We start from the raw sequence: 24,939 nt of genomic DNA, 5'->3' as shown, positions 1-24,939 counted from the left end.
CCTCCCGCTGGCCTACCAGAGACCCGCAAGACGCGGTTCTTCGTGGGTGACCACCTCGATGAGCGCGGCTTGGCCGGTCTCGACCTTCTGCAGAGCGCGCCGCAATGCCGGGCGCAGATGCTCCGGTTGCGTCACGCATTCGCCATAGCCGCCGAGCGCCTCGGCGATCGGCGCATAGCCCCCGGTCACACGGTTGGCGCCATACTTGGTCGTTGCAACGGGCATGCTTTTCGCGTAACCGCCGAGCACGTTGTTGCGCAACAAGATCGTTAGGACCGGCAGGTTGCAGCGCACCGCCGTTTCGAAATCGATGCCGACCATGCCGAAGGCCGACTCGCCCATCAGGTTCACGACCGTCGCCTCCGGCCGGGCGAGTTTCGCGCCGATAGCAAAACCGAGGCCGCTACCCAACTGGGTCGTCTTACCCCAGCCGATATAGCTGCCGGGGACGCTTGCCACATAGAAGGGGCAGAACTGATCACGCGGATTGCCAGCATCATGGGTGACGATCGACCTCTTCGGATCGACCGCCTGCATGATCTCCCAGACTACGCGATAGGGCGAGATCGGCGCCGTATCGGCCGTCAGCAGAGGCATCCATTTGGCCATGAAAGCAGCCCGCACTGCCGCGATTTCGCCTGCGATCTGCGGACGTTCGGGCAGCGGCAATCGATTGGCCCTTATGTGGCCGATCATCTGCTTTAAGACTGATCGGATATCGCCGACGATGCCCTGCGCGATCGGGTAGTCCTTGCCGAGATCGGCATCGTCGAGCGTGACCTGCAGGATGACCTTATCGTCCGGGATCGGCAGGATGTAATAGGAGCGCGTTAGACTGCTGCCGAGCGCCAGCACGACGTCGGCTCTTTCGAGGAAACGATCGACAGTTGCCGGCCGCGCGCGGCCCGCCGTTCCGAGCGCCAGCGCATGGTCTTCCGGAAAGCCGCTCTTGCCGTTCGGCGTCGTCATGACCGGGATATTCAGCAGTTCGGCAAACTCGACCAGTTCTTGAGTGGCGGACGCGGACAGGACGCCCTGCCCCGCCAGGACCACAGGATTTCTGGCGGTGAGAAGTGTCGCGACCAGCTCCGCGATTTCACCATTGTCTGCCTGTGGCACGCTGCGGCGCGGCCGCTGGTGAAGCGACGGTGAGGCGTGAAGCGTTTCGGTAAGCAGGTCGACCGGCAGTTCGAGCAGGACAGGGGCCGGCTTGCCGTTTCTGACGCGAGAGATCGCCGCGTGCATCAGTTTCGGCAGGTCGTCCACCCTGGTTGCCGCTTCGCACCATTTGGTGATGTGGGTGAAGTTGCGGCGGGACTCGAAGTTCGGTGCCACGGCCTCCGAGCCGCGCGGATAGCCCGTCGGCAGGAAGAGCATCGGCACACCGTCGTTGAACGCCTGGGCAATCCCGGCAAAGGAGCTCTCAGCACCCGGACCATATTGCACGGTCACGACGGCCAGCTCCTTTCCGGCCGTCGCACGCGCATATCCTTCCGCGATGTTGATCGCGACGCGTTGCGTGCGGGCTATGATCGGCGGAATATCCATCTCGGCGGAGGCATCGAAGAGCTCGCTTGCCGGAAAGCCGATGATCTGCTTGACGCCCTCTTGCTTCAACACGCCGGCGACATATTGAGCGCCGCTCATGCCTTGCATCTGAGTGTGCAACCGTTCTTCCGGCTCTGCTTGCGTGCCTTCAGCCATGGCGAGAAAAGCCCTCGTGGTTTGCCAGCCAGTGACGGGCAATGTCCTCGCGGCGCATGAAGGCCGCGCCCGGAGTCTTCTTCACGTGCTCGATGACCTCGCGGAGGCCGGAGGCGCGGTTGGGCTGGCCCATCCAGCGGGCATGCACGCCGATGGTCAGCATGCGCCCGCCGGTCTCGTCGGCCTCACCGATCATGTAGTCGATTGCCGAACGGCAATCCTCGGCAAAGTCGCGCGGATTGCTGTAGCCGGGTGCGATCAGATAGCGGCTGTCGTTCAGGGTCTTCGAATAGGGCACGACGAGAAGCTTCGTACCATCGTGATCGAGGAAGTAGGGAAGGTCGTCATTGCATGGGTCGGAATAGTAGAGGAAGCCGCCTTCTTTCACGATCAGATCGCGGGTGTTGACGCTCGGAAACGAGCGGCAGTTCCAGCCAAGGGGCCGCTTGCCGGTCAGCTTCTTGTAAAGTGCGATCGCTTCATGAAGCTGACGCTCCTCCTCCTCGCGGGGCATCGTCGAATATTCGCTCCAGCGAAGACCATGGCCGAGAAGATCGTGACCGCGTGCGTTCATCCATTCGATGACCGTTGGATTTCTTTCGAGCGCAACAGCGCAAGCTGAGATCGTCACCGGAATGTCGTAGCGATCAAACAACCGCGCCAGGCGCCACACGCCGGCGCGGCTGCCATATTCGAAATGCGTCTCGGTGCCGAGGTCGCGTACCGGAGGGCTGTTCGGGATATTGTATTCGCCCCAATTGTCGTTCCGGCCGTCTTCGAGCCAGGAATATTCCGAGCCTTCCTCGTAATTCAGCACGAGGTTGATGGCGAGCTTGGCCCCACCCGGCCAGGTAATCACCGGCGGCTTCGGGCCGTAGCCCACAAAATCGCGCAATTGATCTTTTGTGACAGCGGTCATCACTTTCCCTCGCTTTGAAGTTCGTTTTCGATGATCCAATCCATGTAGTCGTGGAAGGACTGCCTGGCGCTGCGCGGCCGCCAGCTCGTGTCCCGCTCGATTCGAGCGATGTCGTAGGCGCCCCACATGCCGTCCTTCAGCGAAACGTCCTGAATGATATTGGCGGTCTCTGCCGGGCTGACTTCAATTTTCAGGCCGGGCGCACGTTCCATCGCCCATTCAATGACATCGCCTATGGTGGACGTTTCGCCGCTTCCGATATTGTAGTGGCGGTAGCGAAGGCGCTCCGCGAACAGGAGCGCGATGATCGCTTCGGCGACATCGGTCGAACTCAGGTAATCGCCGACGGGCTCCAGGCTGTTCGGCCGGATGGTCTCACCGGCAAGGGCCATATGGGCGACCCGGTTGGGGACATGCCGGAGATTGCGGCTTCCCGTCACGCGGTCCATTGGTCCGTAGACCGAGGCGAGCCTGACCGATGCCGCCGACAGGCCGAACAGATCGGCATAACGGTTGACCACCATCTCGGCGGCAAATTTGGAAATCCCGTAAAGCGTCAGCGGTGCGACGTAGCCATCTTCCGGCAGGGGCTCTCCCGTCCAGTCCGGACCGTGATGACGGTAGATCGCACCGGAACTCACGTAGACGATGCGCTTCAGATTGGCCTGCCGACGCGCCCATTCGAGGATGTGCACCGTGCCCATGAGATTGACGTCGACGATCCGAGCGGGATCCTCGGCCTCCGGCTGACGCTTCGCTTCAGCCGGACTTCCCCGCGAGATCGGGGTAATGGTCGCACCATGCACGATGTATCGGATGTCGTAGCTGTCGAGCGCGTCTGCCCATTGGCTCGGATCGCAGATATCGCCGGTAATTACCGAGAGGCGGTCACGAACTGGCGCGAAATAGCGTTCCGCCATGGCATCCAGACCGGCGCGATCCAGGATGACGACGCGCGCCTTGGGATCGCGGTCAAGCCATGCCCGGGCAAGGACGCTCATAACGAAGCCGGTGCCGCCGGTGACGAGAAGGGTCATCTTAAAATCCATCAAAGATTTCAACAACAAATATCAGCGTGTCGCGTAGCCGCCGTCGGCCAGCAGATCGGTACCGGTCACGAACGAGGCGTCTGACGACAGAAGGAAGGTAGCGGCGGCAGCGATTTCGTCGGGCTTGGCGATGCGCCCCAGCAAATGCGCCGGCCCGAGACTGACATTGGCCGTATCGAGATCGGGCCATCGCTGCAGCAGCCTCGGGGTTGCGACAGCGCCCGGAGAGAGACTGTTGACGCGAATGCCATCGGCCGCGTGATCAACCGCCATGGCTTTGGCCAGATGCACGAGGCCTGCTTTGGCGGCGCAATAAGCGACGGCCTTTCCGACCGCCACATGCGCAAATTGTGATGCGATGAAGACAACCGAACCGCCGCCAGCGGCAACCATTGCCGGAAGCGCATGCTTGCTGGCCAGAAAAGCGCCGGTCATGCTGACGTCGACCTCGAGCCGCCACTGCTGTTCAGGCAGACTGATGACGGTGCCATCGAACGATGGCGCGGCCGCATTGTGCACCAGACCATCAAGGCGACCGAACCGCACCAACCCGGCCTCTACTGCGGTGTGAACCGACCAGCTGTCAATGACATCGCATCGAATGCCGATCGCCGCTGATCCCAATTCCTCGGCGAGTGCCGTGGCTCCCTCAAGAGAGTGATCGGCGCAGATTACGGACGCTCCCTCCCCCACACAGCGGCGCGCGATCGCTGAACCGATGCCGCTTGCCGCGCCGGTTAGGAAAACAACCTTGCCTTCGAGGCGTGACGCGAGCGCAGTCATGATGCGAGAACCTTTGAAAGCCCCTGTTGCGGCGGGAACGGCCGCTGGCGCGCGATAAATTGACCGCGGCCGGGTTCGGCAAGAATCTTGCCGTCGTCCCAGACGACGTCGCCGCGGGCGATTGTCATGATCGGCCAGCCCTTCACGACCTGCCCTTCATAAGGCGTGTAGTCAGTCGCGTGATGCAGCAGCGAATTGCTGATGGTCACGCTGCGGTCCGGGTCCCAGATCGCGATATCGGCATCTGCGCCGATAGCGATTCTGCCTTTGCGAGGATAGAGACCGAACAGCCTCGCCGGGGCGCCTGCCGTCAGGTCCGCGAACTTCTGCAGTGAGATCAGGCCGCCGTTGACGCCGGCTGAAAACAGCAAGGCAAGACGCGTCTCGATCCCAGGGATGCCGTTCGGGATTCGATGGAAGGGCGTCCCCGGACCGCCGGCGATCTTGTCGGCATAGCGCCAGGGCGAGTGATCCGAGGTGAAAACCTCGAGCGTACCGTCGAGAATGCCCGCCCAGATCGCCGGCTGGTTGGACTTGTCGCGCGGAGGCGGCGTGCAGACGCATTTGGAGCCGGACAGATCGTGCGTGTCGATGTCTTCGGCCGAGAGGAAGAGATATTGCGGGCAGGTCTCGGCGTAGATAGGCAGCCCACGCGCCTTGGCGCGGCGGATTTCCTCGACGGCGCCGGCCGCCGCCACATGGCTGACGAGGATCGGGGTCTCGATCAGCTCGGAGAGGCTGATCGCCCGGAAGGTTGCCTCACGGTCTCCGATTTCCGAATGCGCCTTCTCGTGATAGCGAAGCTGGGTCTTGCGAGCGGCGATGAACTTTTCAGTCAGCCAGCGAATACAAGCATCGTTCTCGGCATGGACCATGACCATTGCGCCTTGCGAGCGGGCGAGGTCGAGGACATTGAGCACCTCATAATCATCGAGCTTCAGACCGTCATAGCTCAGGTAGATCTTGATCGAGGTACAGCCTTCCGCGATCAGGCCAGGAATTTCGTCGCGCAGCACCTCGGCCGAGGGATCGCCGACGATCAGGTGGAAGCCATAGTCGATACGCGCCTTTGGGCGGGCGCGTTCATGGTAGTCCTCGACGATTTCTCTGAGCGACTGACCGCGCATCTGCATGGCAAAGGGCACGACGGTCGTCGTACCGCCGCAGAGCGCCGACAGGGTCCCGGTATTGAAATCATCCGCTGTTGATTTGCCTTCCCATGGCTGCTGGTCCATGTGGCAATGGCTGTCCACACCGCCCGGCAGCACCAAGCGGCCCTCTGCGGAGACCTCGCGCTGGCCTTTCGGCAGGTTCGGTTCAAGGGTGGCGATCACACCGTTTCGAATGCCGACGTCGATCTGCTTCGTGGCGTCAGGGAGAACGACGCGGCCCCCTCGAATGACCAGGTCATACGGCTGCTGCGAATTCATTCGGTTCCTCCCGAAGCGAGGCATGGTTTCACGCCGGCAGAGGAACGGCGCAGAAGATTGAAGCAGGCAGCAAGGGCAACCAGAAATGCGCTGCTGCCGAGAAGGATGAAGAGGGCTTGCGGGGCAAATATATCCATGAGGCCAGCCGCAGCGCCGGGCGTCATGATGTTGCCGATCGAGTAGAGCAGGAGCAGACTGCCGGATGCGGAAACCATGTGCCGGCTGTCGAGCTGGGAATTGGCATAGGCGATGCCGACAGGGTAGATCGTCAGCGCGATCGCGCCGTAGGCGAAAAACAATGCATAAAGAAGGCCTTGCGATCGCATGCCGAGCAAGGCGATCGTCGCGCAAAGGCATGCTGTTGCCAGTCCCTGCAAAAGCAGCAGCAGGCGACGATCCATTCTGTCGGACAGCCATCCTGCAGGTGCCTGGGCCAACATGCCGCCCATACTAAAGGCGGTGACGAGTGTCACGGCGGACGCCGCCTCGAGGCCGACCCGCTCGCCATAGATGGGCGTCATCGTATAGACGTTCATATTCGTCATGCCCGACTGAAACACGCAGACGACGGTGACCGGGGCGAGACGCACCAGTTGCCAGATGCCATATCGATCCGTCGAGGTCGTGCTTGCACCCTCGATCGGCGCGGGAAGAGGCAGAGCCGGCCAGCAACCGCCAAGGAAGCGGGCGTAGAAGAATCCCGAGAGGATCACCCCAAGCGCGATCAGGAAAAGATAGGGCGAACGCGGACCGGCTGCCTCGACGAACAACTGGCCGAACAAGACGGCAAGCGACGTCATCAGCATGTAGAGCGAGAAAAAGGCGCCTCGATTGCGTTGGTCGGCATAGAGGTTGATCCAGCTCTCGGAAATGACGAAAAGCGTTGCGATGGCAAAGCCGTTGATCAACCGAAGGCAAAACCAGAGCGGCATCGCAGGGGTCAGCATGTATCCGCATGTTGCGAAGGCTGCGAGCAATGCCATCGACAGGAAAGCGCGCTCATGCCCGAGGCGAGACACCAGAAAGCGGGCCGAAAGGCATCCTGCCAGGAAGCCAACCGGGAAAGCCGTCAGCAGCAGCTGGACAATACGGACGCTGATCGACGGATCGCTCAAGTGAAGTGAAACCGTCGTGGTCAGGAGTGCGTTGCCCGTGCCGATGACACAGATACTCGCCATTATGGGAATGATTGCCCGAAAGCGCGCGGCCGTGTGCCATGCTTCAGCGATCGACCTGCCGAATCCACGCATCGGTTAGGCCTTCCCGACCGGTGCAAGAACTGATGGACGTGCTGCGAGCTCGGCTGCCTCAATATGGCAGGCGATTTCGTGCGTTTCGGACATCCTTCGAACCGGCGGGGGTACGGTGTCGCAAATGGTTCCAACTTTGCGATGACACCGCGTGGAGAACCGGCAGCCAGCCGGCACGTTCACCGGGCTTGGAGTCTCGCCAGTCAGGCGAATCCGTTCCCGCGGCGCCTCGTCCGGATGCGGACTGCGGATCGCCGACAGCAGAGCTTCCGTGTAGGGATGCGCCCCTTCACCGAAGACTTCCTCCACCCTGCCCTGTTCCATGATCTTGCCCAGATACATGACGACGACCTTGTCGGCGACGTGGCGCACGAGGGCGAGGTCATGGCTGATGAACAGCATCGTGGCGTGCTTGTCATGCTGGATATCAAGCAAAAGGGTTACGACAGCTGCCTGCACCGAAACGTCCAGTGCCGAAACGGGTTCGTCGGCGACGATCAGCGACGGATCCGCGGCAAACGCTCGCGCGATTGCAATGCGCTGCTTTTGCCCGCCGGAGAGCTGGTTGGGCTTTCGGTCAGCGACTGCCGGTGACAGGCGCACCATTTCCAGGAGCTCGCGAACACGTTGCTCGATTTCCGCCTTCCCCTTGCGGATGCCGAATTTCTTGATCGAACGGCGAATGGAGAACGCAGCCGAATGGGAGGGATTGAGCGTGCTGTCAGGGTTCTGGAAAATCATCTGAATCTGCTGCAGCAACGGCCGGGGCCGATCGCGCGCCTGCAGCTCGGCGATGTTTTCGCCGGCCATGCGGATCTCGCCCGATGTCGCCCGGTCGAGACCGGTCACGATGCGGGCGAGCGTGGACTTGCCGCAGCCGGATTCGCCGACCAATGCAACGATCTCAGCTTTCCCGGCCTCGAAGGAAACTGACTCATTGGCCTTGACTGTCTTCTGATAGCCGATCGGATAGACCTTGCTGACGTCGGACAGCGAGATCGCGGTTGCTTTCGGTCGGAGATCGGACGCGGCCGGCGCCAAGGTTTGCACAGGGTCGGAAAGCTCCTGCCACCGTGCGCAACGGACCAGGTGATCCTCAGCCGCCGGCTCGAGGGCAAGGCCGGGCCGATCGCAGAGACCTGCGGCGAAGCTTGCGCAGCGCGGCGCAAAAAGACAGCCTTCCGGCCGTTCGGACGGCAGAGGAATATGACCGGGAATGGCAGCGAGGGTGCGGCTGCGCTTGTCGCCAGTGATATCGGGAATGCAATCGATCAGGCCGCGCGTATAAGGATGCTTCGGCCGACGAAAGACCTCGCCGGTCGTCCCCTCTTCAACCATTTCGCCTGAATACATGATCCCAAGGCGATCACAGCTCTCGGCAATGAGACCGAGATTGTGCGAGATGAACAGGAGGCTCGTCGAATAGCGCTGTCTCAGTTCGGCGATGAGATCGATCACGGCTGCTTCGACGGTCACATCAAGCCCGGTCGTGGGCTCGTCGAGCAACAGCAGGGATGGCTTGGCGAGCAACGCCATGGCAATGACCACACGCTGCTGCTGGCCGCCCGAAAGCTGGTGCGGGTAACGCTTCAGCATATCGCCGGGGTCGGGCAGGCGCACGTCGCCCAGCATGGCTTCCGCCATCGCCATCGCTTCCTGCTTGGTCGCTCCAAGGTGAAGGAGGGGCACTTCGGCAAGCTGTGCGCCGATCGTCTTCACGGGGTTGAGCGCGCTCATCGGATCCTGATAGACCATGGCGATCTGCCGTCCCCGGATCGACCGCAATTCCTTAGCCGATGCGCCGACGAGCTCCTTGCCGTTGAAGCGGATGCTGCCGTTGGCGATCACGCCCGTGTTGCCGAGATAGCCCATGATCGCCATGGCCGTCGTGCTCTTTCCGCAGCCCGACTCGCCGACCAGGCCATAGCTCTCACCCGCCTTGACACTGAAAGACAAATCCGGAATGGCGACCACCGTCTCGGCCTTACCGCGGAACTCGATCCGCAGGTTCTTGATGTCGAGAACAGGCGCACGGTCGATCATAGGCGTGACGGACATGGCCGCTCCTTGACGATTTGACGCTATAACATTCATGGCTTCCATGCCTCACGCATACCGTCGGCCAGCAGGTTGAAGCCGAGAACCAGGGTCACGAGCGCAAACGACGGGATGAGGGACATGTGCGGCCAGACATTGAGAACCGTCACGCTCTCCTTCACCATGCCGCCCCAATCCGGGTTCGGTGGCGGCAGGCCGAGGCCGAGGAAGCCGAGGATACCGATCGTGATGATAGTGTATCCAATGCGCAGGCAGGCATCGACGATGAGCAGGCTACGGCAATTCGGCAGCAGCTCGACGATCATGATGTAGAGCGTGCTCTCGGCCCTTAACTTTGCCGCCGCGACGTATTCCTGCTCCTTCAGTCCGAGCACCAGTCCGCGTGTAATACGGCCGATTCCCGGCGCTGAGGCGATTGTCGTCGCTATGACGATATTGAGCACGGACGGACCGATATTGGCGATCAGAATGACGTAAATGACCAGAACCGGAAATGCCAGGATGATGTCCGAGAAGCGGCTGATCAGCACGTCGATCCAACCGCCATAGTAGCCGGCGACCATGCCCATCGTGATGCCGACGACCATGGCGACGGCGACCGACAGTGGTGCGACGGATAGGACCGTGCGGGCGCCGAAGATGAGACGTGAAAGCACGTCGCGGCCCAAGACATCCGTGCCCAGCCAATGCGCGGCGGACGGATAAGGATTGGCCATTGCCATGACGTCCGAGTCCGTCGGCGACGGGAGCGGAAGGATGGGCGCAAGCAGGGCCGCCAAGACCCAGAACAGGACGAGCGAAAGGCCAACGACTGCGGTGCGCGAATGGAAAATGCGCATCCAGTTGGGGCGAGCGGCGCGTTTCGGCGGTGCAACTACGGCTTCCGCAATATTGTCTTGAACAGCCATAATCTATCTCACCCGGATACGTGGATCGAGCAGCATGTAGCCAAGGTCGCCGAGGAGCTGCGTGATGACGGCGATAGCAACGGTGATCAGCGTGGCGGCCTCGAGGGTCGCGATGTCGCCGAAGAGGCTCGCATCGAGGATGAGGCGGCCGAAGCCGGGATAGGCGAAGACGAGCTCTGTGACGACGACACCGCTGATCAGAAAGTTGATCTGCAGCAGAAGCACGGTGAACGGCGCGATCATCGCGTTGCGAAGCGCGTGCCCGAGCACCATGCGGCGGGTACTCATGCCCTTCAGGACCGCGGTCCTGATATAAGGCCGCTCCATAACGCCGATCATCGAGACGCGGATCATGCGGGCCACATAGCCGAAGTCGTAGATGACGAGGACCGCGACAGGCAGCACGAACTGATAGGGAACGGCCCAACCGCCATCGTTGTTCAGGGGACTGGTGCCGGGAAGAACCGGCCAGAGGATCACGAAGAGAGTGACCAGGAAGACGCCTGACGCGAATTCGGGAATGGACGTGAACGTGATGCAGATGACTGACAGTGTCCGGTCGAGCGCGCCGCCCTCCTTCAGCCCTGAGAGGATGCCGAAGATGATCGACAGCGGCACGATCAGCAGAAATGCCAGTCCAGCGAGGATAGCGGTATTTCCGAGGCGGTCCCAGATCACGTCGTTGACCGGCAGCTTGTTCAGCGTCGAATAGCCGAAATTGCCGAAATACTGCGCGCCGCGGGAATCCTTGAAGTTCAAACCGGTGCTCGGATCCTGCAGCGGATCCGGGATGGCGCCGACCAGTACGCCAAGCCAGCGTGCGTAGCGCACCGGCAAAGGATCATTTGCCTTCAATTTTTCGGTAAGAAGGTCGACCTGCTGCTGGGTCGCGAAAGGACCGAGCGATTTGCGCGCGACGCTGCCTGGAGTGAATTCACAGACGGCGAAGACGAGAAACGACGCACAGAGCATCGTCACCAACATCATCACCAGTCGTTTAAGGAGGAATTTCGCCATAGCCGGAGGAATCCGAATGTCTAGGCACAGCACCCGACCACGCGAACGCGGCCGGGCGCCGGCTGGGAGATTACGCCGAGATCGCGTACTGATGCGCGAAGATGTACTGCGAAGGGTGCAGCTCGAAGCCCTTGACCTTCTTGTCCATGACCGTCGAGAAGACGCGCCAGAAGGGCTGAACGATCGGACCGTCGTCCTGCATGATCGCCTCGATCTTCGCCATGACCTTGCTGCGCTCCTTCGGATCCAGGATGCCTTCTGCTTCCGTGAGCAGCTTGTCGAACTCCGGATTGGAATAATTCGACTCGTTCCAGGCCGCGTTGGAGCGATAAGCAAGCGCCAGGGTCATGATCGCCAGCGGGCGATGGCCCCAGGCCGTCAAGCTGAAGGGAGCGGTCGTCCAGACTTCCCAATACTGGGCGCTTGGAAGCGCCTTGATATTGATCTTGACTCCGATGTCCTTGAACTGCTCGGCAAGCACCTGCGCCGTATTGAGCTCCCAGATCGGGTCCGGACGAGTGACCATGTCAAACTCGAAGCCGTCCGGGTAACCAGCATCAGCAAGCAGCTTCTTTGCCTTTTCGATGTCCCGCGGATATTTGGGAAGAGCTGCATATTCGGGATGCGACGGGGCAACGTGGTGATCTTCGGCCGGAATGCCGGCGCCCAGAAGCGCAGTCTGGATGACCTTGTTACGATCAATCGCATAACGCATTGCCTGGCGCACGCGCTTGTCCTTGAACTGCTCGATTTCCGGATGCATGCGGGCTACGACAGTCTGGGTCGTTTCGACCTTATAGACCGTGACATGCGGGAAGTTTTGCATCGAATTGATCTGGACGGCGTCGGCTTCTGACAGGCCATCGACCTGCTTGGAGGCGATCGCCGCGATACCGGCGCCCGGGTTGTCGCCAAGGTCAACATATTCGAAGGTTTCAAGATAGGGACCCGTGCCCCAATAATCCGTGCGGGCTTTGTATTTCGCGCCCTTGCCGACAACATATTCCGTCAGAGTGAACGGGCCTGTGCCGTTGGCATCCGGGCCGAAGGTTCCGTTTTCAGCCGGGTCGATAATAGCCATCGGGTAATGATAGAGATGCTCGGGGACCGCGATCTGCGGCGTGGAACAGTTGAGACGAACGGTGTAGTCGTCAACCTTCTCGATGGCGTTGTCCGCCCAGAGCTTGCTCGACTTCTTCGGATTGCCCTTCTCATCCTTTTCGCCCGTTTCGTATTCCTGGACGAGATAGCCGGTAAAGAGGCCAAGCATCGAGGAGCCGATCGCGGGATCACACACGCGCTTCAGGTTCCAGATAACGTCGTCAGCCGTCAGAGGCTTGCCTTTGCGCCATTTGACGTCCTTCCGGACATGCAGCGTCCAGGTCTTCAGGTCGTCGCTGACTTCCCACTTTTCGAGGAGATGAGGATGGGTGATGTTGTTGCGGTCGGTAAATGTCAGATATTCGCAGACCTGACGAATAACGTTCGACTTCTCTGCAAAGTCGGCGAGATGAGGGTCTTTGATTTCCATGCAGCGCATGCCGATGCGCAGGTTGCCGCCCTTCGGCATATCGTCAGCTTTCGCCGCGGTATCGGACATCGGGACGCCTGCCAGGGCGTAGGCTGCACCCGCGGAAACGCCGAGAAGAGTGGCCTTGCGGAGAAATTCGCGGCGGCCGATCGAGCCGTTCGACATCTGGTCTACGAGCGTGGGAATGTAGGAATGCTGCTTCTTATCCAAGTTAGTGGTCTCCTAGTTCGTGCATAACTGTTCCAATTTTTATTGGTGGGACCGGATCGGTGATTGCTTCACCGGGCGCGGTCACAGCGGACTTTGTGTCCGTCAGCCGTTCCGTCTTTTGGAAAAGTAAAACGGCACGAACCTCTGTCATATGCATCGACTCGACATCCTTTGTGCGCGAATCGACATTGTTCAGGCTCCGAGCATCTCCCGCCGTTTCTCTTCCTTTCTGGTCGCCGCGGGACTTTCGCGAAACCGCTCGCGATAGAACCGGCTGAAATGAGAGGCAGACTGATATCCGCAGATTTCGGCGATTTGGCTGATTGCCAGTTCCGTGTAGACAAGCAGCTCGCGCGCACGCTGCATTCGCAATTCAATGTAAAACTTTGAAGGGCTTTTCCCGAGATTGGAATGAAACAGGCGCTCCAGCTGTCGAAGCGAAAGCGCCACACTGTCAGCAAGATCGGAAATCTCGACCGGCTCGCCCAGACTGCCTTCCATGCGTCGGATCACGAAGGCCAGCTTGGTATTCTTTATGCCGAATCTGTCCTCAGGCGACATGCGCTGCACGTCATCCTGCCTGCGGATGCGCGCATGGTTGAACTGATCGGAGATCAACGATGCAAGCTCGCGACCTTCAACGGCCGCGATAAGGTAGAGCATCATGTCGAGGGTGACGGTGCCGCCAGATGATGTGAGAAAGCGGCCATCGATGGCGAAAATGTCATCGGTGGCCAGGCAGTTGGGAAACTCGCTGCGGAAGCTTGCAAGCGATTCCCAGTGGACCGCGCAGCGACGCCCCTCGAGCAGGCCGGCTTTTGCCAGGAAGAACACGGCGGTGCTGACCGCACCGAGGACGCAGCCTTCGGAATAAATTCGGCGCAGCCAGGCGAAGACATTGGTGTCGTACGCGTCGGCATAATTGATCCCGGCGCAGAGGATGATGATGTCACATCGTGGCGCCCGGGCGATCGGCGCATCGGCATCGAAGCCAAGTCCGCTGCTCGACTTCACGTGAGCACCGTCGGCCGAAAGCACGACCCACTCGAATGCCTTTCTCTTTGTCAGCCGGTTGCCTTGGCGAAGCGAGTCCAGTGCGGCAGCGAAGGTCATCAGGGGAAAGTCGGGAACGAGATAAAAACCGATGCGGATCGGCCGGCGGCTTTGTGCCAGCTGTTTCAGGCTATAGGTTTGCTCAGGCATCTAGAGATTCCAAACTTCTGCGCGGCCGAATTGCCAAAGATCTGCTGGCGGATGCGTCGGCCTCTTTGTTTGCCGCAGCATAGGAGCCCGGCTTATCTGTGACCATCACACGAGCGCAAAGCCATCGCCAGTGCATAATTTGCGGATGAACCGCGGTGTTGCTGGCACCGCCGCTAAGCGCCGGAGAGAACAAAGTTTCCAGTAGTTTTGTACAAAATAGTCTTTGTTTTGAGTGGAATAGCTCTTGTCGCAAACTGGACTGGCCGGTACCTTTATCCCACTGTTTTTCCGCCACCACTACCATCTGCCAGAGGAGCAACGCCTCCCGTTAATTATGGAACGATCGCTCTATAACGAGGGGGCAGGCCTGCGAGAGTTGGCATCGAGACGCGCGATGGGATGCGCATAGGCCAGCCGCTACAGAGATCGTTTGCCACTACCGCCGTCCGCCTATCCCGACGCGCAAAGGTCGCCGTGTAGCGCACTGAATGCCGTATGTTTCGATCCCGATTTTAGCGAAACAGCAGCAGCGAGAGCAGGCAGGATGCGCGGCTACAGTGTCCTGCCGCAAAGGCATCAGAATTGGGTGTTCGTCGTCTGTGTGATCGACGACCCTGTCAACCAGCGCGGGCGAGAGGCCTGCCTAACGGGGATGAAAAGATGAACGATGGCCATAACAATAGTTCACAAGAAGGCACCACTCGTAGGGATGTGCTCCTGGGTGCCGGTACTGTGGCCGCCGCAATGGGATTTCAGGCGGGGTCCTCAAATGCAGCTGAAACAGCACAGGCCACTGCTACCCCGCAACCGATTCCGCCGGCCGACAAGGTGGATCTGGTTCACAAGAGAGCTCCTGTCAACGGCGTGCGACTGCATTATGTGACCGTGGGAACGGGTCCCGTTGTTTTATGCATGCATGGTTGGCCGCAGAACCACCGGGAGTTCCTTCCGATCATGGAGGCGTTCGCTGACAGATATACGTTCATCGCGCCTGACCTTCGCGGCTATGCAGATAGTGACAAGCCCTTTGACGGATACGAACCTGAAACCATCGCACGAGATATGATGGAATTGGTGGATGTGGAAAACGTGCAGAAATTTCACATCCTGAGTCATGATCTCGGAGGGCCGCCTTCCGTTGCGCTCGCCTATTTGGCGTCGGATCGAGCCCTTTCTTTGTCGACCATTGAAACACCGTTTTTCGGCCTGAGTTTCCCAGGTTACGTGGACCCGCGGGTTCCCTACTGGCATCTTGGCATGCACATGAACATGGACGTAACGCGATTTCTGGTCGAAGGTCGTGAAGAGCAGTATCTTCGGCATTTCTTCCGGGACTTCGCATACAACCCGGCAGCAATTCCAGAAGTTGAAGTGCAACGCTATGTAATGCAGATGCGCCAGCCAGGGAATCTCCGAGCCAGCTTGAACCATTATGGATACATTCCGCAAATGGCCGCGCAGACAGCCGAATTGACGAAGAAGAAACTTACTGTCCCAATGTTGGCATGGGGAGGCAGCAGTTCGTTTGGATCGCATTGTATTGACAGTGCAAAAGCAATTGCGACCTCTGCTCAAGGCGGCGTCATTGATGAATGCGGTCACTGGGTTTTTGAGGAAAAACCCCAATTCATCCGCGACGAACTCGAGAAATTCTGGGGGTCTATAAAATAGACGGCACACGGGCTGCGAGGCATTTTCTGATCAGGTAAAGGAATGAAGGAACTTCCTTCTCCGCTGCCGGCATCGGGATGCCTCCGCCATTTGCGCGGTCCGTCTCAACAATAAAACACCGTCTTTACCGGCGGCACGAGCGGCATCGGCCTCGAAACCGCTCGTTCGCCGAAGGTGCTGACGTCGCTGCGACAGACAGCAGCACCGCCGGTGGCTCCGTCTATTTAGTCAATTTTTTAAAGAAAATGCACAAAGGAACCACACCGTGACTCGTTCTTTCCGTCAGATCTCGCTTGGTCTTGTTCTTTCTGCGGGAGCGCTGGTCGTGCCGCTGATCGCAAGCACCCCGGCCGCTGCCGAGGTCAAGCCCTTCCCCGCCAGTTTCTCCGCGCAACAGATGCCGGTTACCGGCGGCACGCAATATGTCCGCATCGGCGGTCAAGGGCCCGCCGTTCTGCTGCTGCATGGTTTCGGCGACACGGGCGACATGTGGGAGCCGCTGGCCGAGGTCCTGGTCAAGGACCATACGGTGATCATTCCCGATCTGCGCGGCATGGGCCTGTCGTCGCACCCGGAAACCGGATACGAAAAGGTGGCACAAGCGCGTGACATTGCCGCCATTCTGGACCAATTAAAGGTTCAAAAGGTTGCACTAGTCACCCATGACATCGGCAACATGGTTGGCTACGCACTCGCGGCCCAGTATCCCGACCGTGTCACCAAATGGGTCGTTATGGACGCGCCGCTTCCTGGGCTCGGCACCTGGTATGTGCAACTGACCAATCCCAAGCTCTGGCATTTCAACTTCCGCGGTCCCGACACCGAACGCCTCGTGGCGGGTCGCGAGCGTATTCTGCTTGATCGCTTCTACAATGAGTTGTCGGCCAACCCCGCTGCGATCGACGACCAGACTCGCGACCACTACGCGGAGCTCTATGCTCGCCCCGGGGCGATCCATAATGCCTTCAGCGGACAATTCGCTGCTTTCACGCAAGATGGGGACGACAACAAGGAGCTGTTTGCCAAGCTAGGCAAATTGCCCATGCCAGTACTGGCGATCGGCGGCGATCATTCCTTCGGGGCATCCATTCAGTCCGAACTCGCGTCCGTTGCCAGCAATGTCCAGGGCGCTATCATAACCAATTCCGGTCACTGGATTATGGAGGAACAGCCCCAGCAGGCAATCGGCGTCATCGTTCCTTTTATCGAAAAGGAATAAGGTCGCGTCTTTCGCAAGCTGGAATGTCCTGATCCGCAAAGGAAGGATGTCACTCTTCCTCGTCTAGGTGACGGGGGAGAGTGCGCCGACCGAGCTATTGGGGGTTGTCGCCCCGGCGACCACGTTGTTGTAGCGAACCGTCTAAAGCTTTTGCTGATGCCGCCAGCTACCGGGAGTTATTCCGTATATCTGCTTGAATACTCTCGAAAAATGCGCCTGATCCGCAAAGTCGCACGCAGCGGCGATTTCGGCAATCGGCTGATTGCCCATGAGCATGCTTAGCGAACGCTGCGCACGATGCTCGAGCAGCCAGCGGTGTGGCGTTCGTCCCGCGGCACACTTGAATGCCTTTATAAAATAGCTGAGCGACAGGCCGCAGTGCGCGGCGACTTCGGTGACACGAACATCTCGTCCGGAGTTATCAGAAAGATAGGAGGTAGCCGCATTCAGCTGGCGCGCGGACAGTCCTTTTCGCCTCTGCATCGGCACATCCATGCCGCCGTAGTGCGATGCTATGTGCGTCTGTAGTGCCAGCATGACGTAATCTACAAACAGGCGGTCCGTCGGAGCCCCTCTTTCAAGGGCTGGCGCCAGCGCCTGCGCCAACGACCGCACGACGGGATCATCGAGTCCGCGATCATGCGTGTGGGCGGCGAAGCTCGGCTTGCCTTGCTCCCGCGCAAAATCCTCCAGAACCGATCTCGGGATACTGAAACGGACATTCTCAAAAGCAGAACCGTGCATTGCAACGCCAATCCTCTGTCAGGTCAGTGATTGCAGCAAAGACGTCTGAATGTGCGCTATAGTACATCAGATGCTTGCCACGGCATAGAGAGTGCCGCCCGAAATCGCGAGCCGGGTTATGGCCCAACAACCATCTGCTGGACAGCGCCTCGGTCGCCAAAGGGTCTTAGTGATGGCGTTATGGAACGACCGGACCACAATTGTCAACGGCAAGGTAACTAATCCATAGGTGTCGGTCTGCTCGGGCATTCCCTGCTCTCGCCCTTAAGAGCTCCTACGCTTTGAGACTTTAAGTTACGTGACGAAACAATTGCGCCAAGACCGGCCGTATTCCCCACTGACGGCTGTCTGTTTCGCCCGCAGTCCACAATTTGATTAAGCCAATATCCGTCGGCGATGCAGCCTTTCCGGATCGGCGCGCCATGCTAAAGCGGCCGCGCCGAATGGCACAGTTTTATCCTAATGAGAAACATTTCGCTCAATCGATTCCGTCCGAGTTTGACTAAGCTCACTGCTTTCTATCGAAGGGGATTGACCATGCCGACCAACGCTACTCCCACCCCCGGTTCGACGTTGATTTCACCGAAGGACCACACGCTGCTCATGATCGATTTCCAGTCGCAGATGTCGTTTGCGACGAAGTCGATCGATGCCATCATGCTTCGCAACAATGCCGCCCTGGTTGCCCACGCCGCTGCCGGTTTCGGCGTCTCGACAATCCTGACAACCGTTGCCGAGAAGACCTTCTCGGGGCCGATGTTCGACGAGATCACGAGCCCCTTCCCGCAGCAGAAGCTGTTCGACCGAACCTCTATGAATACCTGGGAAGACGCTGCGGTCATCGAAGAGGTTAATCGCATCGGTAAGAATCGTTTGGTCTTCTGTGGTCTGTGGACGTCGGTGTGTATTGTGGGGCCGACGCTGTCGGCACTCGACCAAGGTTTCGAGGTGTACATGATCACGGACGCCTGTGGCGATGTATCCGCGGAGGCTCACGAGCGCGCTATCGAACGGATGGCTCAAGCGGGCGTGCGGCCGATGACGTCGCTGCAATACCTGTTGGAGCTGCAGCGTGATTGGGCACGCACCGAGACCTACGAGATGACGACCGGCATTGCCAAGAAGTTTGGCGGCGCCTACGGCCTCGGCATCATCTATGCCAAGACCATGTTCGGCGTCTCCGAAGGACACTAATCCTCCCGAAATAGGTAGCTCGCCGCCCGCCCAGACTTTCTGAATGGTTCCTTGGATCGGAACCGCTCTAAGGAGAAAACCATGCAGAAGCCAAATACAGCCAGGTCGTGCGTATTATAGGAGATACAGCGCTTTAGACGGCGGGCGCGATTTTGTTGCGCATCGGAGGAAGTTCCCATGAAAGTCTACCTGCTCTCGCTAGGCGCCGGTCTGCTGGTCGGGGTGGTTTACAGTCTGCTGAACGTTCGGTCGCCGGCGCCGCCGGTAATCGCACTCGTCGGTTTGTTTGGCATTCTCATCGGAGAGCAAGCGGTGCCCTTGGCGAAGCGCGTGTTCTCGGGTGAACCGCTCAGCATATCCTGGTTCAACGCACACTGCATGCCACATGTATTCGGCGAGCTTCCAACCGGCGCGGGCCGCAAGCAGGCACAGGCCGGTCGCCAATCCGGGGAGACCGGTTGATGCCAATCCGTAGGGGTTATCGTGTTCGAGCTGGCCATGTCGCCGGAGCATTCGTGCTGGTCGCCCTTTATGATCTCCGGAAGCGACTGGTTTGAGGTGATGCGGAGACTATGACGAAGAACATGGAAACAGCCCCGCAAGCTCCTGCGCAAGGCGGCTTTGGCCCGCTCCGCCAGCCGGTTTTCGCCGTGCTTTGGGCAGCGAGTGTTTTGGGAAACACCGGTACCTTTATCCGTGACGTTGCCAGTTCGTGGCTGGTGACGGACCTTTCGGACTCGCCCGCCGCCGTCGCCATGGTGCAGGCAGCAGGTACCTTGCCTATCTTCTTGCTCGCCATACCGGCGGGCGTCATGTCCGATATTCTGGACCGACGCAAATTCTTGATCGTCATTCAACTTGGACTTGCAGCAGTCAGCGCAACGCTGGTGGCATTGTCATATAGCGGACTACTATCCGTCAGCTCTCTCGTCGCGCTGACATTTATGGGCGGCATCGGAGCCGCGCTGATGGGCCCGACATGGCAGTCCATCGTCCCGGAGCTTGTTCCACGGGAGTCCCTGAAAAGCGCTGTCGCCTTGAACTCGCTGGGTGTCAATATTGCGCGGTCTATCGGGCCTGCGGCCGGTGGCTTTCTGCTTGCTGCATTCGGCGCGGCGTTGACTTACGGCATTGATGTTCTCAGCTACATATTCGTCATCGCCGCTCTCATCTGGTGGCCCCGGCCCCGGGATGCGGACGATGCATTGTCGGAACGCTTCTTTGGCGCATTTCGCGCCGGCTTGCGTTACACGCGGGCGAGCCGTGAACTCCACATCGTGCTTTTGCGCGCAGCGATTTTCTTCGCCTTCTCCAGCTCCATCTGGACGTTGCTACCACTATTGGCCCGCAACAATCTTGGGGGAGACGCAAGGTTCTACGGGTTTCTGCTTGGCGCGGTAGGGGTAGGCGCAATAGCTGGTGCATTCCTGTTGCCGACATTGCGCCGGCGTTTCGACAATGACGGTCTGCTGCTGCGTGCGGCGATAGTGACCTCGATCGTCATGATGATCTTGTCGTTCGCTCCACCGCAATGGATTGCCATTCTCGTCCTGGTCGTACTTGGAGGGGCGTGGATCGTCGCGCTCACGACCTTGAATGGTGCGGCCCAGGCTATCCTTCCGAATTGGGTACGCGGCCGTGCGCTCGCGGTCTATTTGACGGTTTTTAACGGCGCAATGGCGGCCGGTAGTATCGGATGGGGTGCGGTGGCGCAAGCCGTCGGCATTTCAACCACCCTTCAAGTAGGTGCTGTCGGGCTCTTCCTCATTGGGATAGTCCTCAATCGGATCAAGCTTCCCGCGGGCGAAGCCGACCTCGTGCCTTCCAACCACTGGCCCGAACCTTTGACGGCCGAACCCGTCGAGCATGACCGGGGGCCTGTCTTGATCCTGATCGAATATAGGGTGCACAAGGAGCAGCAGGCCGAGTTCCTGAAATTTCTTGCTCAACTCTCTGCTGAGCGCAGACGCGACGGCGCCTACAACTGGGGAGTGACCGAAGACGCGGCCGATCCTGAGAAAATCGTGGAATGGTTTCTGGTGGAATCCTGGGTCGAGCACTTGCGCCAGCACAAACGCGTTTCCAAAGCCGATGCCGATCTTCAGCAGGAGACACTGAAATATCACGTCGGCCCCGAGAAACCCGTTGTCCGGCATCTCCTGTCAACGGACGCCCGTCGAAATCTCACTCCGGAAAATAACTCGCAAAAGCCGTGAGCGGGGCGGGACTGACCGAGCGCTCGCAGACTTGGCCGGTGCAATCGCTCCGAAGACGAGATCAGGACTCCGGCCAAGCCATCATCGAGAGTGTCACGAATTTATGCAGTTGTTCGCGAGCCACACCTGCCTTGGCTTGAACTGCCATTCCCTGCACAAGCGTAACAATGAAGTTCGCAGCCTCCACAGGAGTGGCGTTGGGAAGCATGGGGCCTTTCCCGAGGGTTCGCTCGAACGCTTCGGCGAGCTTTCTCTGCAGGCCAAAGCGATTTTCGATCAGGCCTTTCTGCACAGCTTCTCCCTCATTTGAACAGGCCAGAGCTCCGTTCGTCTCGAAGCAGCCTCGCGGATGGGAGGGCTCTGTATGCATCTCGGCCTGACCTCTGAGGTACGCTTCGGCGATTGCGCGGGGGGTCGGTTGGGATAAGGCGTCGTCAATGAAACGAAGGTGGTCCCGCTTGTAGATCGCGTTCGCTTTCCAGAACAGATTTTCCTTGTTAGTGAAGGCTTTGTAGATACTCGACTTCGTAAGGCCCGTGGCTTCCATGAGATCATAAACCGAGGCGCCTTCGTAACCCTTTTTCCAGAAGACCATCATGGCTTTCTGGAGCACCTCGTTCTCGTCGAATTCCCTAGGTCTAGCCATTTTTCCGTTTCAGACTTGTCTTATTTGATATGTGTTCGCCACTTTCCAGCGGCGCTGATCATTACCGCCTACTATGTAAGATCGCGAATATCAAATGCAAGCTATGGTAGGCTCTTCACGGCACCAAGAGTTTCACCCCGCTACCTCTGCGACGTCCCGTGGGAGGTCATTCTCAGCCCCGAATATCGCAAAAGCCCGGAATTTCGCGAAGCGATAGACCCACGATGCCTCGCTTCTCTCCGCCCACCGCAGGTTAAACAGCGATCGACGGGATGACATCGGATCCGATTTCGTCGATCACCTCAGCTACGCCGCGCCGGCCAGGTGCAAGATTGAACATCACGTGGTGCACCCCGGCTTCACGCATCGCCGACAATATCCGTACGAGCTCCGTTCTGCCACACCGATAGCCAAGCTCGATGGTCGTTGCAGGGGCAGCCGCATCATCGAGGAGGTCCAGGTTCATCGATTGGCTGAAGCTCCGAAAGCCGCCCCCCGATTTCGCAATCGCGGCGTGCCACAACGCGATCCGATCTTTTTGGACCGGGAGGAGCTCGCGATGGTAGGTCGCCCAACCAGTGGCATTCCTGGCAATCCATTCCAGCGACTGGGACGCCGATCCGACAGCGAGCATCGGGACTTGTACAGCGGGCCGAGGACGAAGAGCGAATTCGCTGAGCGGCGAGAGTCCTTCATCCAACAGGGTCTGGTTCGGGCCGAGCGCGGCCGACAATGATGCCCAGTTTTGCCTGAACAGCTCTTTCCGGTTCTCGAAGTCGCGGCCGAAGGCACGGAATTCAGATGGGCGATCCCCCGAGCCCAAGCCAAGCACGAAGCGGTTGTTTGATAGCGACTGGAGTGACAGCGCAGCCTTTGCGATATGCAGCGGGTGACGCAGCGTAAGGACGACAGCTCCGGTTACCAATTGGATCCGCGAGGTCGACGCAGCGATTGCGCCCAGCAGTACGAAGGGGTCCGAGTGACCAACGGGGTCTGGGTACTCGTCATTGTTCAAGGGGACGTCCCTCACCCAGATAGCCTCAAATCCGGCTTGCTCTGCCCGGCGAACAAAATCCAACTGCACCTGAAAGTCGATATCCTCAGGTAAGCGCGGCTGAAGCGGGAGCACGAGACCGAGGCTTAAGCGGTCGGCAGCAAAGAGCATTCCGGTTTTCCCTAAAATCAGTCAGACGCCCGGCGGGCGTCTGACAACACACATTATCCTGATGCGGGATCGGCGCCCAAAGTCAACGCGCCAAGCTTGGCGCTGTCTGGGTTTGCATCCTATTCGCCAGCGAAGCGATGCCAAGTGCTGCAACCGCCATTGCGATTGCTGCGTAGGGGGTAGCTGTAAGGCCCGGGCCGACCAGCGACTGCCCACCAACGAAAGAGCCGCTGGAAATGCCGAGATTGAACGCGGCGATATTCATGCCGGAAGCAGTCGCGACCGCATCCGGGGCAACCAATCGAGCGACCTTGACCACGCCATCCTGCATGATCGGCGGGATGGCAAATGCGAAAATGCCCCAGATAGCGATCACTGCGAGGATACCAATCTCACTCCGCATGACGATCGCGATTAACGCGAACGACACAATCAAGCCGATCAGAGTGGCTACCATTGCTTTGCCGGTGCCGATGGTGTCGGTCAGTTTGCCGCCGGCAAAGTTTCCGACCACGGTGGCAGCTCCGAACAGCATCAGCGCAATGTTGACGGTCCCGTCGCCGACTTTCGTAATGTCGGTGAGGATGGCGGCAAGAAACGTGAAGATCACGAACGTTCCGCCGAACGATATTGCGGTCAACAGATACATCATTGCCAGACGCTTATTGCCCAGTAGCCTCATCTGAGCAACGAAGCTCGTGAATGGCGACGGCGGTATATCTCTGGGGACGAAAAGGAACAGAGAGCCCAGCGCCATGACACCCATGGCCGTAACCAGGAAGAACGGCATTCTCCAATCAAAACTTTGTCCGATCCAGGAGCCGAGCGGGACACCGACCACCATGGCGACAGTCAGCCCGCCCATCATCAGTGCAACCGCCGAACCCGACTTCTCTTTTGGTACAAGTGAGGTGGCAACGGCAGCACCGACGCCGAAAAACACTCCATGCGAGACAGCCATCACGATTCGCGCGGCGAGCAGCGAGTGATAGTTCGGCGCCAGCGCTGCCGCGAGATTGCAGGCCGTGAAAATCACCATCAGTGCAAGAATAAGCGGGCGACGCGGGATTCTACCCGTGAGAGCCGAGAAGACCGGCGTGCCGACCGTGATGGCCAGTGCGTACAGGCTGACCAGTAATCCCGCCGCCGGCAGCGAGACGGCAAGATCATCGGCGATCCCGGGAATGAGCCCAACGATGACGAACTCCGTGGTGCCAATGGCGAAAGTGGACGCCGCCAGCGCGTATATGGCAAGTGGCATAGCAGCCTCCTATTTGACCAGCGCGGCCGCAGCCGCCTGCGCAACGATTTCGTCGTCATCGACGGATCCACCGGAGACACCAATAGCGCCCAATGTGTTGCCATCCTTGTCTTTGAGCACAACGCCGCCGCCGAAGCCGATCAGGCCGCCATTGCTGTGTTCAAGTGTATATGCCGCCGCACCCGGATAGAGATTCGGACCGAGAACCGCCGAGTCGACGGTGAAAAGTGCCGCCGTCTTAGCCTTGCGATGAGCCACGTCTATCGCGCCAAGGAAGGTCCCATCCATGCGCGCGAACGCGACCAGATGAGCGCTGTCGTCGACAACGCTGATACTCATTGGCGGAAGGCCGCGCTCCTCAGTGGCTGCTTTAGCGGCAGCAATCACGGTTTCCGCAGCCGAGAGTGTAATCTTCACATCATTCTCCTTGCTTCTCCTCGCTGGAGCGTCAATCCGTCTTTCGGCTTCAGCTTCGTCTTGGAAGATTCTGTTGTTGGCGGAGCAATTTCCCGCCGCCGAGTTGCTCAGTTTCAAGCCATATGGACCGGACGGTCCATAATTACAAGAGACGCTCATTGAAATTGTAAACCGTTCGGTCTATAACGCGAAGTCATAGGAATGGGCCGCAGGATTCGACAAGCAGACGGCCTTGAGAAATGCGATGTTCCTATTTGCGAATGGCTGGTCCGACGAACCCTCGATCGCGCGGCCGGGTGATGCAGAGGCGGTCAGGGTAGCGCGATGAAGAAGCTCACCCTCTG

Annotated in this window: 21 protein-coding genes; 5 read left to right on the top strand and 16 right to left on the bottom strand. The window is 59.3% G+C overall.

All coding sequences use genetic code 11. The features are described from left to right. Window positions 1–12: 12 nt before the first annotated feature. The 11 genes from HGP14_RS12145 to HGP14_RS12095 form a co-directional block, all read right to left on the bottom strand. A complete protein-coding gene (locus HGP14_RS12145) occupies window positions 13–1,704 on the bottom strand; it encodes a thiamine pyrophosphate-requiring protein (protein ID WP_168830078.1) in 1,692 nt (563 codons plus the stop codon). Then, window positions 1,697–2,623: an allantoinase PuuE gene (locus HGP14_RS12140; RefSeq protein WP_168830077.1), complete on the bottom strand. Its 927-nt coding sequence runs from the start codon at window positions 2,621–2,623 to the stop codon at window positions 1,697–1,699. The genes HGP14_RS12145 and HGP14_RS12140 overlap by 8 nt, the downstream gene beginning before the upstream one ends. After that, window positions 2,623–3,660, bottom strand: coding sequence for an NAD(P)-dependent oxidoreductase (locus tag HGP14_RS12135; protein WP_168830076.1), 1,038 nt, complete (start codon window positions 3,658–3,660; stop codon window positions 2,623–2,625). The genes HGP14_RS12140 and HGP14_RS12135 overlap by 1 nt, the downstream gene beginning before the upstream one ends. A 33-nt stretch (window positions 3,661–3,693) precedes the next feature. Continuing rightward, window positions 3,694–4,455, bottom strand: coding sequence for an SDR family NAD(P)-dependent oxidoreductase (locus tag HGP14_RS12130; RefSeq protein ID WP_168830075.1), 762 nt, complete (start codon window positions 4,453–4,455; stop codon window positions 3,694–3,696). Next, window positions 4,452–5,885, bottom strand: a complete 1,434-nt coding sequence (gene hydA, locus HGP14_RS12125) for a dihydropyrimidinase (RefSeq protein ID WP_168830074.1) — start codon at window positions 5,883–5,885, stop codon at window positions 4,452–4,454. Before hydA ends, HGP14_RS12130 begins: the two co-directional genes overlap by 4 nt. Next, the gene (locus HGP14_RS12120; RefSeq protein ID WP_168830073.1) at window positions 5,882–7,135 is read right to left on the bottom strand and encodes an MFS transporter; all 1,254 of its coding nucleotides are present in this window, start codon (window positions 7,133–7,135) and stop codon (window positions 5,882–5,884) included. Before HGP14_RS12120 ends, hydA begins: the two co-directional genes overlap by 4 nt. A gap of 3 nt (window positions 7,136–7,138) precedes the next feature. Further along, complete coding sequence (locus HGP14_RS12115; RefSeq protein WP_168830072.1) at window positions 7,139–9,229, bottom strand: ABC transporter ATP-binding protein; 2,091 nt, start codon at window positions 9,227–9,229, stop codon at window positions 7,139–7,141. After that, window positions 9,226–10,101, bottom strand: a complete 876-nt coding sequence (locus HGP14_RS12110) for an ABC transporter permease (protein ID WP_168830071.1) — start codon at window positions 10,099–10,101, stop codon at window positions 9,226–9,228. The genes HGP14_RS12115 and HGP14_RS12110 overlap by 4 nt, the downstream gene beginning before the upstream one ends. Before the next feature lie 3 nt (window positions 10,102–10,104). Then, window positions 10,105–11,118 (bottom strand): ABC transporter permease, encoded by a 1,014-nt coding sequence (locus tag HGP14_RS12105; RefSeq protein ID WP_168830070.1) that lies wholly within the window; start codon window positions 11,116–11,118, stop codon window positions 10,105–10,107. Between the two features lie 70 nt (window positions 11,119–11,188). Beyond that, the gene (locus tag HGP14_RS12100; RefSeq protein ID WP_168830069.1) at window positions 11,189–12,859 is read right to left on the bottom strand and encodes an ABC transporter substrate-binding protein; all 1,671 of its coding nucleotides are present in this window, start codon (window positions 12,857–12,859) and stop codon (window positions 11,189–11,191) included. Window positions 12,860–13,051: 192 nt separating this feature from the next. Further along, window positions 13,052–14,062 carry a GlxA family transcriptional regulator gene (locus HGP14_RS12095; RefSeq protein WP_168830068.1) on the bottom strand — a complete coding sequence of 337 codons (1,011 nt, stop codon included), beginning with the start codon at window positions 14,060–14,062 and terminating at the stop codon, window positions 13,052–13,054. Window positions 14,063–14,722: 660 nt separating this feature from the next. Between HGP14_RS12095 and HGP14_RS12090 the strand changes: the two genes are divergently transcribed. Both HGP14_RS12090 and HGP14_RS12085 read left to right on the top strand, forming a co-directional pair. Beyond that, window positions 14,723–15,733, top strand: coding sequence for an alpha/beta fold hydrolase (locus HGP14_RS12090; RefSeq protein WP_168830067.1), 1,011 nt, complete (start codon window positions 14,723–14,725; stop codon window positions 15,731–15,733). Window positions 15,734–15,998: 265 nt separating this feature from the next. Beyond that, entirely contained in the window at window positions 15,999–16,952 is a 954-nt protein-coding gene (locus HGP14_RS12085) for an alpha/beta hydrolase (protein WP_312862127.1), read from the top strand. 141 nt (window positions 16,953–17,093) lie between these two features. Here the strand turns inward: HGP14_RS12085 and HGP14_RS12080 are convergent, their stop codons facing one another. Next, window positions 17,094–17,696 carry an AraC family transcriptional regulator gene (locus HGP14_RS12080; RefSeq protein WP_168830066.1) on the bottom strand — a complete coding sequence of 201 codons (603 nt, stop codon included), beginning with the start codon at window positions 17,694–17,696 and terminating at the stop codon, window positions 17,094–17,096. A 537-nt stretch (window positions 17,697–18,233) separates the two neighbouring features. Here HGP14_RS12080 and HGP14_RS12075 point away from each other — a divergent pair. The 3 genes from HGP14_RS12075 to HGP14_RS12065 all read left to right on the top strand — a co-directional run bounded on the left by HGP14_RS12075 (window position 18,234) and on the right by HGP14_RS12065 (window position 21,106). Next, window positions 18,234–18,890, top strand: a complete 657-nt coding sequence (locus tag HGP14_RS12075) for a hydrolase (protein WP_168830065.1) — start codon at window positions 18,234–18,236, stop codon at window positions 18,888–18,890. Window positions 18,891–19,067: 177 nt separating this feature from the next. Beyond that, window positions 19,068–19,352: a XapX domain-containing protein gene (locus tag HGP14_RS12070; RefSeq protein WP_168830064.1), complete on the top strand. Its 285-nt coding sequence runs from the start codon at window positions 19,068–19,070 to the stop codon at window positions 19,350–19,352. Between the two features lie 110 nt (window positions 19,353–19,462). Continuing rightward, window positions 19,463–21,106: an MFS transporter gene (locus tag HGP14_RS12065; RefSeq protein WP_246704428.1), complete on the top strand. Its 1,644-nt coding sequence runs from the start codon at window positions 19,463–19,465 to the stop codon at window positions 21,104–21,106. A gap of 61 nt (window positions 21,107–21,167) precedes the next feature. On the opposite strand, the gene HGP14_RS12060 is transcribed toward HGP14_RS12065, so the two are convergent. The 4 genes from HGP14_RS12060 to HGP14_RS12045 all read right to left on the bottom strand — a co-directional run bounded on the left by HGP14_RS12060 (window position 21,168) and on the right by HGP14_RS12045 (window position 24,595). Beyond that, entirely contained in the window at window positions 21,168–21,719 is a 552-nt protein-coding gene (locus tag HGP14_RS12060) for a TetR/AcrR family transcriptional regulator (protein WP_205927127.1), read from the bottom strand. A 286-nt stretch (window positions 21,720–22,005) separates the two neighbouring features. After that, window positions 22,006–22,917, bottom strand: coding sequence for a TIGR03571 family LLM class oxidoreductase (locus HGP14_RS12055; protein WP_168830062.1), 912 nt, complete (start codon window positions 22,915–22,917; stop codon window positions 22,006–22,008). Window positions 22,918–22,999: 82 nt separating this feature from the next. After that, entirely contained in the window at window positions 23,000–24,178 is a 1,179-nt protein-coding gene (locus HGP14_RS12050) for an MFS transporter (RefSeq protein WP_168830061.1), read from the bottom strand. 9 nt (window positions 24,179–24,187) lie between these two features. Further along, entirely contained in the window at window positions 24,188–24,595 is a 408-nt protein-coding gene (locus HGP14_RS12045; RefSeq protein ID WP_312862126.1) for a heme-binding protein, read from the bottom strand. Window positions 24,596–24,939: the final 344 nt, after the last annotated feature.

It is taken from the genome of Rhizobium sp. P32RR-XVIII, from assembly GCF_012641395.1.
Lineage (GTDB): Bacteria > Pseudomonadota > Alphaproteobacteria > Rhizobiales > Rhizobiaceae > Rhizobium.
This window is presented reverse-complemented; position numbering and strand designations above follow the sequence as displayed.